The sequence below is a fragment of the Bacillus sp. THAF10 genome (genome assembly GCF_009363695.1).
Classification (GTDB): domain Bacteria; phylum Bacillota; class Bacilli; order Bacillales; family Bacillaceae_I; genus Sutcliffiella_A.
Genome location: NZ_CP045403.1, coordinates 835758 through 850542 on the forward strand (window position 1 = coordinate 835758; position 14785 = coordinate 850542).

The following is a 14785-nucleotide window of genomic DNA, read 5'->3' on the forward strand; positions in this document are numbered from 1 at the left end:
GAAGCAGAAGAAACGTCCCCATGCTTCTTTACTATGCTATGATGAGAATAGATTGATGGTTTTGGAGGGGGAGGTTGTTTGCGCAAGGCAGGGGTTTTGGGGGTATGTATTGTTTTTGTTGTGTTGTGTTATTTAACGTTTGTATCAGCGAAGAAAATTATTGATGCAGAGGGTCAGCTTCCGAAGGCACTTGGTGCTGGGCAAGACCAGTATCGGCTGGTACTGATTACACAGGATATGGAAACTCCTTTTTGGGATAAAGTTTCTCAGGGTGCGATGGCCGCAGCCCAAAATGAAGACGTAAGCCTCGAGGTTTGGGGGAGCTATAATAGTAACAAGGAAGATTTTCTAAAAAATATAGAACTTGCCATTCAATCAAAGGTAGATGGCATCATTATCCAAGGCTTAGACTCACCAGAGTTCAAAGAACTTACGAAGGTAAAGGCATCCTTTTATGGAATTCCAGTCATTACCGTAGCAAATGACGTACCAATGGAGGAAAGTCTAAGGAGGACCTATGTTGGTTCTAATCAGTATGAAGCAGGTAAAATGATTGCTCGTGAGCTTCTAAAGGATTTGGGACAGGATGGAAAAGTTGTACTTATGTATGACAGTAGCCAAGAATACTACCAACGACAGAGAAGACAAGGAATGGAAGATCTCATTAAATACTACAATAATCTTCAAATTATTGAGGTGGAAACGCAGGATACACGAGAACAGGTAATGTTGGCTACACAGGATGTCTTTAACCGCCATCCTGATACAGATGCTTTTATTGCAGTTAATGCGAATATGGCAGGGGCTATGCTTGGGGAAATAAGTAAGCGCTCTCAAGTTGAACCATACTATATTTATACATTTGATGATGGTCCGGAGTCATTAACGTTGCTTGAACAAGGAAAACTGGATGGGGTCATTGAACAGTCTCCTGAAGAGATGGGAAGGCTAAGTGTTCAGTTAATGATTGATTGGCTTAAAGGCAAAACCGTTCCACTAGATAAGGATGGCTATTTAACCGACATAAACATTAGGAAAGTGGCAAAAGGTCCATGACAAATATTCAAAAAAAAATCCTAACCTTAACTACTGTCGTTTTAGTTATTATGTCGGCAATATGGTTAGCGCTCACATACTACAACTATAAAACTCATAAACAATACAATGAGATTCTTCAACGATATCTGAGTATGAATGAAGTAACAAAAGCAAGTCAACAGGTAATCACCGACTTGAATAACTATATGATCGAGCCAACCCCAACTAGCCTAGCCGAACTTGAGGAAAGCAAGGAAAAGGTTTTACAAGCTAAATACAACGTTTATCATCTTCGAAATACAGAGAATGATTTTACTCTAACAAATTATCTAAACTTGGTTGATAGCCTCATAGAAACAACAGACCGCCTTATATTATTTCAAGAAAATCAGGATACCGATTTATCTACTCAAGAATTCTCAGAGGCAAACAGAATATCCACCTATATTTCAGAGACAACCCTCACCTTAATAGACATGGAACTTAACACCTATAATCGTTTTTACAGGGGAATTATTGAGCAATCTGCAGAGGTTATTAAACTAGGAATCTGGGTCCTATTGTTAATTACGGGTTTATTATTAGTTGGTTCCTACTGGTTTTCCCTAAGTATTACAAGACCAATCTTTCAACTAACTAGAGCCGCTAATGCTTTATCAAAAGGGGATTTCGATGCACAGGTAAAAGTCGAGACGAACGATGAAATCGCCTTTTTAGCAAAAACATTTGATCGAATGCGCATTAACATTAATAACTTAATTTCTGAAATAAAAAGTAAAGCTGCACTAGAAAGAGAACTTCAAGAAAGCAGGCTGCTTTTACAAGAAAGTCAGTTTCGTAGTCTTCAGAGTCAAATAAACCCACATTTTCTTTTTAATACGCTTAATACACTTTCTAAAAAAGCCTATCTTGAAGGATCAGAGGAAACGAGTGATCTCCTTGTGAGTGTAGCTGGTATTTTACGATACAACCTGAAGCGGCAGAATCGTTCTGTTACCCTTCAGGATGAAATTATTGTCCTTCAACAATATATGGATATTCAAAAAGCTAGGTTTACGGATAGACTTACGTTGGTTTCTGAAATTGACGAATCCTGCCTAGACTTAAAGATTCCAGCGCTTACTTTACAGCCAATCATCGAGAATGCTGTGATTCATGCAGTGGAGCCGAAAGAGGAGGGCGGGACCATTTGGTTTCGCGTAAAAAAGAAAGAAAACTTTATTATCATTGAAATAGAAGATGATGGCTTGGGGATGCCGGAAGAAAAGATTGTGCAGATTTTGAAAGAAGAAGCTTTACCTACCACTGAAGGTCATTCTACAGGAATTGGTTTCAGTAATGTTGTGAAGAGATTGCGTTTATTCTATGGCTATGAAGAGGTTTTTGAAATAGAAAGTAAGCAAGATAAGGGGACAAAAATCATCCTATCGATTAAAGAACAACCACGTTTTAACAAAGTAGAAAGTGCTTAAATAATAGCGAGAAAATTGCTTGTTTACAACGATAAAATAATGAACCAAGGATGTAAAAAAGGAGTCGGTGACCTTGATAAAACTCCTCATAGTGGATGATGAACAAATTGAACGAAGGGGAATGCAAGCAATCCTGGAAAAAAGCTTCTCAAATATTCAATTTCAACAAGCAAAAAACGGTAAAATGGCAGTGGAATTGGCAGCGGAATTTGTTCCCGATCTAATATTAATGGACATAAAGATGCCAGGGATGAATGGGCTTGAAGCAGTAGAAAAAATAAGTAACGCAAATCCTAAGATAAAATTTATTATGGTTACAGCTTATGACACCTTTTCATACATGAAAGCTGCCATAAAGCTTGGTGTGAAGGACTATGTGTTAAAACCGAGTAAAGCTTCTGAAATTAAGGATACAGTAGGCAAGGTCATTCAACTTATTGAAGAGGAACAACGAGCGTTAATTTGGGAGCTCGAACAGCAGGCAGAACGGCAAAAAGCATTAGCACTTATGGAGACAGATGTGGTTACGCAGTTGCTGTTTGATCATGTACATGATGTTCATGTAGACATGCTAGTAGAGATGCTAGAACTCCCATCAACAGATGAAATGTTTGTCATGCTTGTTCTTATGGATGAAGACGGAGACAGGTGTTATATGGGAATAAAGGAGCTTATTCGGCAAACGAAAAGTGGTTGGGTAGGGGCTTTGTATGGACATCAGCTACCAATCATTGTTTTCCGTCAGCCTGAAAAAACGTATCGCTCTCAGGCAAGTCATTTGGCTCGTCAAATACTTTCTACCGTCAAAAAAGAATCTAGTACAAATTGTTTCATTGGGATTGGCAGAGCTTGTACTTCCTTAGAACACGTTCGTCAATCCTATCAGGATGCATTGGTTGCTACTATTGATAGTAGACCTTCTCTTCATTATAGCTTTCATTCAGATAGCCTCGTATCTGATACTAAAGTAAATAGTCAGCATTATCTTTTCAAGGACAAGGGATTCGCAGACCTTATTCGTCTTGGACAGTGGGAAAAGATTCGTGCAGAGCTATTAGGTGTTCTCGACGTTTATGAAAAAAAACATGCACCCATTCTTCAAAGTCAACAATTAATGCTAGAGGCTCTTTGGGGAGTTTCTCGCATAATGAATGAAATAGGAATAGAAACAGGTACTCCGTTATATTCCATACAAACAACAGATTACCGACAGCTTCGAATGGAAACGCTTCGGCTTTTGGAAATAATGGGACACGCCTTTACAAAGCATATTAGTCTACTAGAAGCAGATACCGTTCAACAGGTGAAACAATATATAAAAAAGCATTCTCATGAAGATATATCGCTTGATTCCCTTGCAAAAAAAGTGGGGCTTAGTCCAATTTATATCAGTAAGTTATTTAAAGAAAAACAGGGGATTAACTATATTGACTTCCTAACAGAATGTCGGATAGAAAAAGCAAAGAAACTTATGAGTGACACCGATACAAGTATTAAAGAAATTACGTTTGAGGTAGGTTACCATGATCCAAACTATTTTAGTAAGGTATTTAAAAAAATGACTGGTATATCTCCTAAAGAATATCGCAAAACGTTACTTGGACAAATTTAGTAGAAGGGGATTTCAAGTATGAAGCCCAACACAAAATGGTTAACATACATTTTTATCGCTTTAAGTTTGTTGTTGGCATTCACAGCTTGTGAAAAACCAACCACAATCATTTCTAAAGCTCCGACCATCACTCAAAGCGAGGTGACAAAAGCCCCTTTAGAATCCAATAAGCTGAAAATTGGCTTTTCAATGGACACGCTTAAGGAAGAACGTTGGATAAGAGACCGTGATCTTTTTAAAAATGCCGTGGAAAATCTAGGAGCAGAAGTTGAGATTATGGCTGCTAACGGAAATGATGCGCTTCAGGTGTTACAGGCTGAAACATTGATAAGCCAAGGAGTAGATCTGCTTGTAGTTGTCCCGCATAATGCTGAAGCGGCAGCGGCCATTATCAACAAAGCTCATCAGGCTGGAATCAAAGTGCTTTCTTATGACCGAATTGTAAAAAATGCAACGATCGATTTGTATGTGTCATTTGATAATGAAAGAGTCGGAGAGTTACAAGCAGAAGCAATCACCAAGCTCGTACCAAAAGGGAAGTATGTGTATATCGGAGGCGCTGACACTGACCACAATGCACATCTTTTTAAAAAAGGTGTCTTTAACATTTTAAAGCCATTAATTGATAAAGGTGATATTACGATTGTTTATGATCAGTGGACAAAAAACTGGGATCCCACAAACGCCTATGAAAATATGAAGGAAGCATTAATTGCAAATGACAACAAGATAGATGCCGTAATCGCAGCCAATGATGCCACTGCGGGGATGGCTATCAAAGCACTTGAGGAAGCAGGCCTAGCGGGAGAGATTCCTGTTGCAGGTCAGGATGCAGAACTTGCTGCAGCGCAAAGAATTGTTCAAGGCACTCAAACGATGACCGTTTACAAACCTATTTCATTACTCGCTGAAGAAGCTGCCCGATTAGCTGTTAGTATGGCGGAAGGGGAATATATCGACACAGATAGAAAATTAAATAATGGAAAAATGGAAGTTCCTTCGATTTTGCTTTCACCAATTGCAGTAGATAGAACTAACCTCGATAGTACAGTCATTCTGGATGGGTTTCACGCCAAGGAAGATGTATACAATGAGGAATGATAAACACCTTTTGAAAAAATACCGTTTGATTGCTACAATAATAGCTTAATAAACATTCGGATATCCTAAATATATCCGTAGAAACAAACAGCTTTAATAAGAAGGAGTTTCCCATGACAAACAATGACATGTTAATTAGATTGCGCTATGCCCTTGATATCAAAGACCAAGACATGGTCGAAATTTTTAAATTAGGTGGTGTGGATTATACGCTGGAGGAAGTCCGCAAGATTCTCACTAACCCTAGAGATTTTGAATCAGAGGAAGATTACGATTTTGCCGTGGAAGATGGCGAGGTCATTCCAATAAACAACAAAGTACTGGAATCGTTCCTAAACGGATTCATTACCTTTAAAAGAGGTAAACAGGAACCAAAGCCAGGTCAGCCGGAAAGACCTCCATTTTCTAATGAACCAGCAAATAATATTCTGTTGAAAAAAGTGAAAATTGCTCTAGCTCTAACTGCTGAGGACATGATGGACACGTTAGAGGAAGCTGGTGTGAGGATTACGAAAAGTGAGCTAGGCGCGCTATTAAGAAAAAAAGGACACAAAAATTATAAAGAGTGCGGCGATAAGTTTGCTCGGAACTTTCTAAAAGGACTTGCTTACAAATACCGTTAGAATTGAAACAGCACAATTTCCTTAAAGGAAATGTGCTGTTTTTTGTCGAAATAGAAAGAGTACAACATTACATACAAAGGGGAGTCATCGATGGAGAAAATTAGAGTTGGGGTTATTGGAACAGGTTTTGGTGCAAAGGTGCATGTGCCTGTTATGCAAAATCATCCTGGATATGAAGTTGTGGCTGTTGCTAGTGTTTCGCGAGGCCGCCTTGAAGAAGTAAAAGAGGAAACGGGAGTCGATAAAGTTTATGACAATTGGGAGGCAATGCTAGAAAATGAGCAGTTGGATTTAGTTTCTGTTGCATCTGCTCCAATGCTTCATCATGATATGGTAGTAAAAGCATTTAATCACGGCTGTCACGTGCTATGTGAAAAACCAATGGCCTTTTCTGCAGAAGAAGCCCAAAGCATGATGAAAGCGAGAGATGAGGCTGGCAAAGTTGGTCTAATCAATTTTGAGTACCGCTTTTTACCTGCAAGACAAAAGGTGAAAGAAATGATTGAAAGTGGCAAGATCGGTAAAATCCTTCATGTTAATTTTTCACTTAATATTGCTGGATACGAGCGATATGCGACAAGTAAAAGAGGATGGCTCAGTCAAAAGGATCAAGCTGGCGGAATCTTGGGTGCCGTTGGATCACACTTAATTGATTCGATGCTTTGGTGGACAGATGCGAGCGTTGAATCGGTCAGTGGTCAACTTACGACTCATGTTCCAGAATTCACAGATGAGCAAGGAGAGACAGAGATCCGTACAGCTGATGATGCGTTTCAGGCAATCGGTAATTTCGTAGGAGGCGGTACGTTTTCGGTTGGTTCCAACATCGTGGTTCGTCACGCTGATGAAGGTTGGAAGTTAGAGGTGTTTGGCACAGATGGGACGATTCAAATGCTTCAGGATAATAAAGTGCTCCTTGGAATTGGGAATGAACCGCTAGCTGAAGTAGAGTTAGAAGAAGCATTAGCAGTTCCAGAGAGTATGAATCCGGTTGCAGCAGGATACTATAATGCCTTTTATCGTTCACTAGAACAAGTAAATCAGCTAATTTCTAAACAAGTTGAACATCCTCATTTACCTGGTTTTGATGCGGGATACCAGGTACAAGTGTTGATGGATGCAATAAAGCAGTCACATGAAGAAGGACGTAGAGTGAAAATACAATAGCGAGTGAAAAGAACAGCAGAGGATTGCTGTTCTTTTCTTATGTGTGAATCAAAATATAAGTATCTTAATATTTTTTATAAAACGTTGAGAAAGATTAGAGTTTTTAGAACTAAGCAGTCATAGAATCTAGAATTTAATGGAAACAGAGCTTTTACAGTTTGATAGTTTCAGTATTAATATTAAGTTGTTGTTAAAACAATTCAGATTGGAGGTAAAAAAGTGTTAAAACAGAAATCTAGTATCTTTATTGTTTTTTTCTTGGGCAATGTTTCTCATGTTGAGTGGACCGGCTAATTTTGCATCAGCAAATGCTGAAATTACTACTTCGGCACCAGATAAGTACCAAGTCTCTAATGTGCAACTTCCATACAGTGGGAATTATGCATTTTACTCTGAAGCAAAGTACGGAACAGTTTATAGAGGGTATCTCTATTACTCTGGTGAATTCAACAAGAAACATTATTACCAAGGATATATCTATAGGACTGGAATTACTTATCCTACACCTATGATAGCTCAACCTTTACGTCACTAATTATATCAATACCTTACCAAAATATATAATTATTGGTAGGGTTTTTGTCCTATATATTGCTATAGATAAGTTGAGGAGGTAGCTCATGATTCTACAAGTATCAGAAATTAATAAATCATTTGGAAAACAAAGGGTGCTGTCGGATGTTTCTTTTATCATGGATAAGCCTGAAATTGTCGCGCTTGTCGGTCCAAATGGTTCTGGTAAATCCACGCTTCTTAGCATTATAACCAATTTGATTGAGGCTGACAGTGGTGTAATAAGTGTTCTTGGTCAAACCAATAAAAATCATACCATTTTTAAAAAGATTGCTTTTATGCAGGACAATACAGTTTTATATGATTACCTCACAGGCAATGATCATCTTCAATTTATAGCTGATGTGCAAAAGCTTCCTAAGTCCCAAATAAATACAACTGCTGAACGGATTGGAATAACTGGATACCTTCATAAAAAAGTAGGCAATTATTCTCTAGGAATGAAGCAGCATTTACTTTTGGCAATGGCAATCTTAAATAAACCTGAGCTCATTATTTTAGATGAACCATTAAACGGACTTGATCCGACCAGCGCAATTAAAGTAAGAAATCTATTAATTGAATTAAAGGAAGAAGGGGCCACAATACTTCTATCTTCTCATAATCTTTCTGAAATTGATAAGGTTACATCAAAGGTTATGTTTTTGAAACAGGGTAGGTTAATAGAAGAGGATATGACACTCTTTGAGAAAATTTCCTATCAAATCAAGGTGGATAATCCAAACCTGGCAGAAGCTTTATTGCAGGAAAAAAATAATGTAGTTAAACGGAATGGTGCGATTATATCAGTAGAATTGATACATATGCAGATTCAAGAAATCTTAAAGCTCTTTGCAGCAAATGATATTTCCATTTTAGATATGGAGAAAAAGGTATTTGGATCTGAGGACCGTTATCGAGTCATTTTTGAGTCAGACGCGAAAAATGGTGCAGTATGATGAACAGTTTACTGAGGTTCGAATGGTTAAAAATATGGAAGCAAAGAAAGTTGATTTGGTTATTTTTGATCGTCCTTATTTGTACAACGGCACTTTTATATCCAAATATAAAAGAAAAAGAAGGAAAGATTGACCGGGCTATAAAACAGAATGAAGTCTATCAGAATAACGTCAATACCTTACGCAGAGATTTAGAAACTTTACAGCGGGAGGGTAATTTAGAGGAATATCAGGAACCACAATTTGCGGCATTAAAGGAAATGGGAAGTGCCCTTTTGTATTGGAGAGTTGCCATAAATGATGAAGAATGGGACCAGGTTCCGTTATGGAAGGCTGATTTCTTTCAAGCCCTCACAGAATTTGTTGAGAATGGGGGGAGGTTTGAAACTTTAGAAGGCGTAGAACAGGACCTTGCCAACCAAAAAAACAACTGGCTATTGGAACATTCACTGCCATATGAAGACGAAGAATATCCAACTTCTCCTCATCTTTTAATGGTAGAAAGTGCTTCTTTGCTTCTTCAATTATTCGGGTTGACTATCATCATTTTAATGTTTGGTAATATTGTCACCATTGAAAGGGAACAACGGACATATTTATTATTGAATACACAGCCAATTAAGCCATGGCAACAGAGCATTTCTAAGCTAAGTATCTTGTTCATTGTCCTAATGATCTACACGGCTTTTGTGTTACTAGCAGGATGGGGAATTGCGGCTGTTCTGTCAGGAGAAACACTTGAGTTAGCTTATCCCCAAGTACTACTAAATGGTGAAGACTTCTTAATCGTTTCTACCTTTACGTATTTAATTCGGAATATATGTTTGTTTCTATGTGCTTGTCTGTTCATTTTTAATACTATCCTTTTGTTAGGTAAGTGGACAAACAACTCTTTTAGTTCCACTATGGTACTTGCATTCCTTTTAATATCCGGTTTTGTGATAACAAGATTTAGTGAAGGCTTGCAGACACCATACAATCCATTCTACTTTTTACACTTTTCAGTATTGGACACCTTCTCTGAGAAGGAATGGGTTTATCTTGTTTCCGCATTAATTTGGAGCACTCTTTTATTAGGTTTAAGCATTATCTTTAAACAAAAAGAAGTTGGATTCTTAGGGAAAACTTCTCTTATGAAAAGACCATTTCCCAATCGGAAAACCAGAAGTGGTACACATCAACTAGTCACCATATTGCGGTTTGAATGGAGAAAAACTCAGAGGAAGGGTCTTTACCATCAAAGTAACGTATTGCTGATATTGCTACTTTTCCTAGGATATTACATGGTAACATCCAGTACTATTGAAAAAGAAGAGCGATATATCCAAAGTCTGGAGGAAGGGGTTGTGCTATTGGATGATCTCTCCATGTTCGAAGATTCAATAGTCCACCTGAAAGAATTGGAAGAAACTACAGACGTTGATAATTCAGCACAGATTGAGCATACAGAGAAAATTATTAGTAAGTATGAACAGCAGCAGGAGTTAACCATAAAAGCCCTGGAAGGCTACCGTAAGCAAGACTGGTCCCCTTTATACGAGTATCAGCTATATATTAATAGGGATTTTAATGGAGAGATTGAACCGAGCACGGAAAGAACATATGCGGAGATATTTGGCCAGTTTACCCTTGATGTCAGTATTGCAGAAAAATATTGGATGATTGAGCGAAACATTCGTCCTGTTTTTTCAGGAGAATATACGTATACCATCCATAATTATTTAGATGGGAAGGAAGAATACGCTGGATGGACAGAAGAGAATAGCAAGGTAGATAATAGCGGTTTGTTCACACTCTATTTGTATTTTGAGAATTATATTTTCCTAATACCTCTATTCGTTTTATTATTTTTATTCGGTGGAGGGTTCGCATCCGAAAAAGGAAAAAAAGCAACAATACAGCTTCTTCTGACACAGCCGCTTAAAAATACCCACATTTTTTTTGGAAAAGCAATTCATGCAACGATAACAGGATTATTAACTACCTTGGGGATTTTTGGATTGATAGTGATTCTAGGAACGATTTTCAAAAGATTTGGAGATTGGAATTATCCTATTCTACATTATGCAAGTAAAGCACAAGCTGCAGGTGATACTTATTCCGGCACAAGATCAGGAGAATATGGGTTTCATTTTGTTCCACTAGGAGAACATCTATTGTATCAAATTGGGCTGCTAATATTAGTAATTCTATTCGTTCTAGTGGTTACAATTACTTTTTCGATATTATTTCAAAAAGTGTATACAGTTTTTATGACAGCTGTTTTGTTTTTTGGGAGTGGGTATGTCTTAAGCATTTATTTTCTAGCTGAGCATGCACATCTTTCTCCGTTTACGTATTTCAATATTCCTAAAATAGTAAATGGAGAACTGGCAACTATTTTAAATAATCCGCTGGTTAACCCGCAAATAGGTAGCGTGATAATTATTATATACGTCCTTCTCTTTCTGATTTTTGGCTTTTTGAAATTAAAGCAAAGGTCATCAAATGATAGGAGTAACCAGGATTCCACCAAAACCAAGAAAGAATTATATTTATAAAAGGCTGTTTTCGCAAACTTTGTTGCTCTGCGTATTATTAGAATTTCCGTAATTATCGTTGCTGTCGTGCTCTTGTCTTAGAAAGTAGTTTAAAAAGGGTGGCAATAATTCTTGATTGTGTTATTGGAAAAGGTCCTAATTCCGACTTTTTCCTGGATAATAGCAACAATCTTTTAGAAAAGAGCCTTATAAAAAGCCAAGGGCTACCTGCCTTTGGCTTCTTGTAATAGATTTTCAACAAATTCCAGGTACCAGCTTCGTTTTAAAAGAGTATAAATAAATTTTGCTTGATTCAAAAACTCTAACGCTTCCTTGTGGCGATTTAATTGTTGTAAGCATTGTGCACCATGTACATATAAGTTTCCAATCATTGAAACATCCTCAAACTTTATCGATAGCTTAATTCCATTTAACGCAGTAGAATATGACTTTTCATAATCTAAAGATTGGTAATAAAGTCTTGCTAAGTTAAAGTATACCTTCAACCTTAATCTTACAGAGCTATAACTATCCTCCATATAATTAAGCCTTAAAAGATCTTCGTAAATTTTCATTGCTTCTTTATTTTTACCATGTTCAACAAGAATGTTGGCAATGGCGTTTTTTATCCTAAGATCCAAGAGCTTTGGCTTATGTATAGTGTTATCCCTTATTAATTTCTTAAGTTTTCTTATGCATGTGTCCCATGCCATTTTTCCCGACAGGTTGGAGGTTAAATAGTAATGTAGTTCAATGAAGAGATAAAATTCATGACTTAAGTCCCTGTTTTTTTGTTGCTTTCTTTCTGACTCTGTTATTCTGTATATTTCTTCATAGTCCTTCGTTTTCCATAGCTGTTCTATTAACTCAGTTGTAGTAATCTCGTAATTGGCAATTTCTCGCTCACTCTCTTGAAAAAAATAATCGAGGGAGACATTCAACCGTTTGGACAAATAATATAAAATATCAACACTTGGCAAGGTGAGCCCGCTCTCAATAAGGCTGATGGTAGTCTGAGAACAAATTCCTTCAGCAAGAGACTTCTGAGTAAGTAATTGGTTTTTGCGCAATTCTTTTATTGTTTGTCCAATTACAGCAGCCTGGTTATTAATGTTGCCCACCTCCAAAAAATATTAATAAGTTTATATTTATTTGTGACTTAGGGCCTATTGTTGAGCTGGATGGCAAAATATCTAAGAATTTAGCTACTAATCAAAAATACGGAAAATATATACATATATTATAATTATACTATAAAAAGGGATTTTATAGGAGGTATTTGTGGTAAAGCTGTATAGGGTAATTGTATTAGTAATTGTTTTAGGTATCTTATTAGTTCCTAATGAAAAAGTGATAGCAGAAACAAGTGTCAACGATAATGGAACTGAATTAGAAGACGATGGTCCCATTCTCCCTCCAGAGTATAGGTGAGAGGATTGTTTAAACATTTCTAATTAGTGGGGTGGATAGATGCGAAATAAAAAGATGGACTTTATATTAATGAATTCTAGTAATGCAGCTTCAAGGAATGAACAAAACGCAAGCGGCAACATTGTTCCAAGAAGTTATCATGTCCACAGTGTACAGCTACCATTTAGTGGATCATGTACTTTTTACAACGAAACAAAATTTGGTACACAATACAGGGGGTATCTCTTATATTCTGGCGAATTTAGTGGAAAGCATTATTACGAAGGCATAATTTTTAAAGCAGGAATCAAATATCCAACTCCTCTTGGTGAACAGATTTTAAATTAAAACAACAGATCATATAGGTTAGCAGGACTATAGAAACTTACTATAGTCTTTTTTTATTATTTTTATGGTATTATTTAGAAAACATAGAATAGTAGAATAATTTCAGGGGGGGTCAGCCATGAGAAGGGAGCTTTTAAAAATATCAATGGCTGTTTTGTTGGCAGTCACAGTGCTAGTACTCATTGTCTTCTTTCCAAGAACGCCAACTATTACAGCGGAAGGGAGAGGTGAGGTGATTGATTATTCCTACTCATTTAGCATGGAAGAATATCGTCAAAGCATCACAAGTTTTGTAAAGGATTTGGGTAATGAAGGAACCTTGGGGGGAACAAGGTATCAAACAAAAAGTGTGGAGGATGAGATCTCACACTATTTTCCTAAGAGCTTAAAGGTAGTGCTCCCTGCGTTTATTATTTGTCTCGTGTTAGGTGTTGTGAAGGGGATTTATGATTACCGAAATACATATTCGAAGAAAAATATTGCTGGAAGTGGGACAACCTGGTTGTTTCAGTCGATTCCCGATTTCTTTTTAGTAATTTTTGCATTTTTTGTGGGGATTACGTTTTTGCCCCAATTAAAGCTATTTAGTGAAGGAAGCTGGTATAACTTTCTCATCATTATCGGCTTAATTTCGCTTTACCCCATCATGTATGTGGCAAGGACAATTTCTGTCTCTTTACTTGCTCAGGATGGCCAGGATTACATCAAGGTGGCAAAGTCAAAGGGCTTGACAAAAAGACAGGTGATCAACAGGCATATGCTACGTCTTAGCTTGCAGGATTTGAACAGACATATTCCCACCATTATGATTATCATTTTGTCTAATCTGCTGATGGTGGAGTATCTGTTAAATTATCAGGGTGCCGCATACCGACTTTTTATTGCCTTAGGAGGCGTCCAAACAACCATAAGGCCCCATATGCCCCCAACGTATGAGGCATCATTAGTGCTTGGCATTGGACTTTGCTTTTTGATCCTCATTTTATCCACTCATTTTGTGCGATTATTCTTTTCATGGAAGCTTAGCAAATAGGAGGAAACACGTATGTTCCAAAATATTTATGTAAAGCTTGGCGGCATCATGCTTCTTCTTTTGCTGCTCGTAACGTTTATCCTTCCATTATTACCATATGTGGAAGAGGGAATTGAAGGGAGCAGGGTGACATTTTTAGGCGATGGCAAGGCAACGACTGCTCCATATCCACCATCTGCTGATTTCCCATTAGGTTCAGATAGAGAAGGTCGTAATCTGATTAGTGTTCTGGTGATTGGAGCCAAGGATACCTTGCTGATTATTACTTTAATAACGTTAATCCGATATGGTGTTGGCATTATCCTTGGGGTAATTGCCACATTTGGAAATCGCCTTGTTAACTCAGTGCTGGACACTTTTGATCAAATGTTTTCTAGTCTTCCGGTTGTGTTTTTTGCGGTGCTGCTTTTGAATCTCCCTTTTCTGCTTTTCTTAGATAATCGCTTCATTATTGTAATCTTCATTATTGCGATTATAGAAACAGGTCGGGTTGGGGTTACCATTAAAGATCAAATTCTTTCGATAAAAAAAGAACCATACATTGACGCTGCCATCACCGTTGGGGTCTCACCGTTCACGATGACAAAAAATTATTATATCCCCAATATCCTCCCTACTTTAATTGTGAATTTTTGCTATGACCTAGGAAGAGTTGCCCTCATTGTTGGCCAGCTTGGGGTGTTTTCTATTTTTGTCACACAAGAATTCATTCAAGTAGATGCAGGCCTTGGAAAAATTGAAAATAACAGCTTGAACTGGGCAACACTGCTCGGTCAGGCAAAAAAAGATCTCTACACCTCCTATTGGATTCCGCTTTATGCCGCGATGGCAATTCTTTATTTGGTGCTTACCTTTAATATATTGGGAGAAGGTTTGCGAAGGGTGTTTGACAGAAAGAACGCTTAACCTTAAAGCATATTATTAGTTAAGAGGCGTGGCTCCAGAATATAA

General features: G+C 37.5%; 13 protein-coding genes. 12 read left to right on the top strand and 1 reads right to left on the bottom strand.

Annotated elements, in window-relative coordinates; all coding sequences use genetic code 11:
- Positions 1–78: 78 nt before the first annotated feature.
- The 8 genes from FIU87_RS04445 to FIU87_RS04480 all read left to right on the top strand — a co-directional run bounded on the left by FIU87_RS04445 (position 79) and on the right by FIU87_RS04480 (position 11064).
- Positions 79–1056 (top strand): sugar ABC transporter substrate-binding protein, encoded by a 978-nt coding sequence (locus tag FIU87_RS04445; protein ID WP_152443478.1) that lies wholly within the window; start codon positions 79–81, stop codon positions 1054–1056.
- The gene (locus FIU87_RS04450; RefSeq protein ID WP_152443479.1) at positions 1053–2510 is read left to right on the top strand and encodes a sensor histidine kinase; all 1458 of its coding nucleotides are present in this window, start codon (positions 1053–1055) and stop codon (positions 2508–2510) included. Before FIU87_RS04445 ends, FIU87_RS04450 begins: the two co-directional genes overlap by 4 nt.
- 73 nt (positions 2511–2583) lie before the next feature.
- A complete protein-coding gene (locus tag FIU87_RS04455; RefSeq protein WP_152443480.1) occupies positions 2584–4122 on the top strand; it encodes a response regulator in 1539 nt (512 codons plus the stop codon).
- A gap of 18 nt (positions 4123–4140) precedes the next feature.
- Positions 4141–5223, top strand: a complete 1083-nt coding sequence (xylF, locus tag FIU87_RS04460) for a D-xylose ABC transporter substrate-binding protein (protein WP_152443481.1) — start codon at positions 4141–4143, stop codon at positions 5221–5223.
- A 113-nt stretch (positions 5224–5336) separates the two neighbouring features.
- Positions 5337–5846, top strand: a complete 510-nt coding sequence (locus FIU87_RS04465) for a YehS family protein (RefSeq protein ID WP_152443482.1) — start codon at positions 5337–5339, stop codon at positions 5844–5846.
- A 90-nt stretch (positions 5847–5936) separates the two neighbouring features.
- Entirely contained in the window at positions 5937–7013 is a 1077-nt protein-coding gene (locus tag FIU87_RS04470) for a Gfo/Idh/MocA family protein (RefSeq protein ID WP_152443483.1), read from the top strand.
- Between the two features lie 620 nt (positions 7014–7633).
- Positions 7634–8524 carry an ABC transporter ATP-binding protein gene (locus tag FIU87_RS04475; RefSeq protein ID WP_152443484.1) on the top strand — a complete coding sequence of 297 codons (891 nt, stop codon included), beginning with the start codon at positions 7634–7636 and terminating at the stop codon, positions 8522–8524.
- A 50-nt stretch (positions 8525–8574) separates the two neighbouring features.
- Positions 8575–11064, top strand: coding sequence for a DUF2705 family protein (locus FIU87_RS04480; protein WP_152443485.1), 2490 nt, complete (start codon positions 8575–8577; stop codon positions 11062–11064).
- Between the two features lie 203 nt (positions 11065–11267).
- On the opposite strand, the gene FIU87_RS04485 is transcribed toward FIU87_RS04480, so the two are convergent.
- Complete coding sequence (locus FIU87_RS04485; RefSeq protein WP_172970950.1) at positions 11268–12164, bottom strand: helix-turn-helix domain-containing protein; 897 nt, start codon at positions 12162–12164, stop codon at positions 11268–11270.
- Positions 12165–12324: 160 nt separating this feature from the next.
- On the opposite strand from FIU87_RS04485, the gene FIU87_RS20925 reads away from it, so the two are divergent.
- The 4 genes from FIU87_RS20925 (at position 12325) to FIU87_RS04500 (ending at position 14740) form a co-directional block, all read left to right on the top strand.
- Positions 12325–12474 carry a hypothetical protein gene (locus FIU87_RS20925; RefSeq protein ID WP_172970951.1) on the top strand — a complete coding sequence of 50 codons (150 nt, stop codon included), beginning with the start codon at positions 12325–12327 and terminating at the stop codon, positions 12472–12474.
- 39 nt (positions 12475–12513) lie between these two features.
- The gene (locus FIU87_RS04490) at positions 12514–12801 is read left to right on the top strand and encodes a hypothetical protein (RefSeq protein WP_172970952.1); all 288 of its coding nucleotides are present in this window, start codon (positions 12514–12516) and stop codon (positions 12799–12801) included.
- Positions 12802–12919: 118 nt separating this feature from the next.
- Positions 12920–13834, top strand: a complete 915-nt coding sequence (locus FIU87_RS04495) for an ABC transporter permease subunit (RefSeq protein ID WP_152443488.1) — start codon at positions 12920–12922, stop codon at positions 13832–13834.
- Between the two features lie 12 nt (positions 13835–13846).
- A complete protein-coding gene (locus FIU87_RS04500) occupies positions 13847–14740 on the top strand; it encodes an ABC transporter permease subunit (protein WP_152443489.1) in 894 nt (297 codons plus the stop codon).
- The last annotated feature ends 45 nt before the right edge of the window (positions 14741–14785 follow it).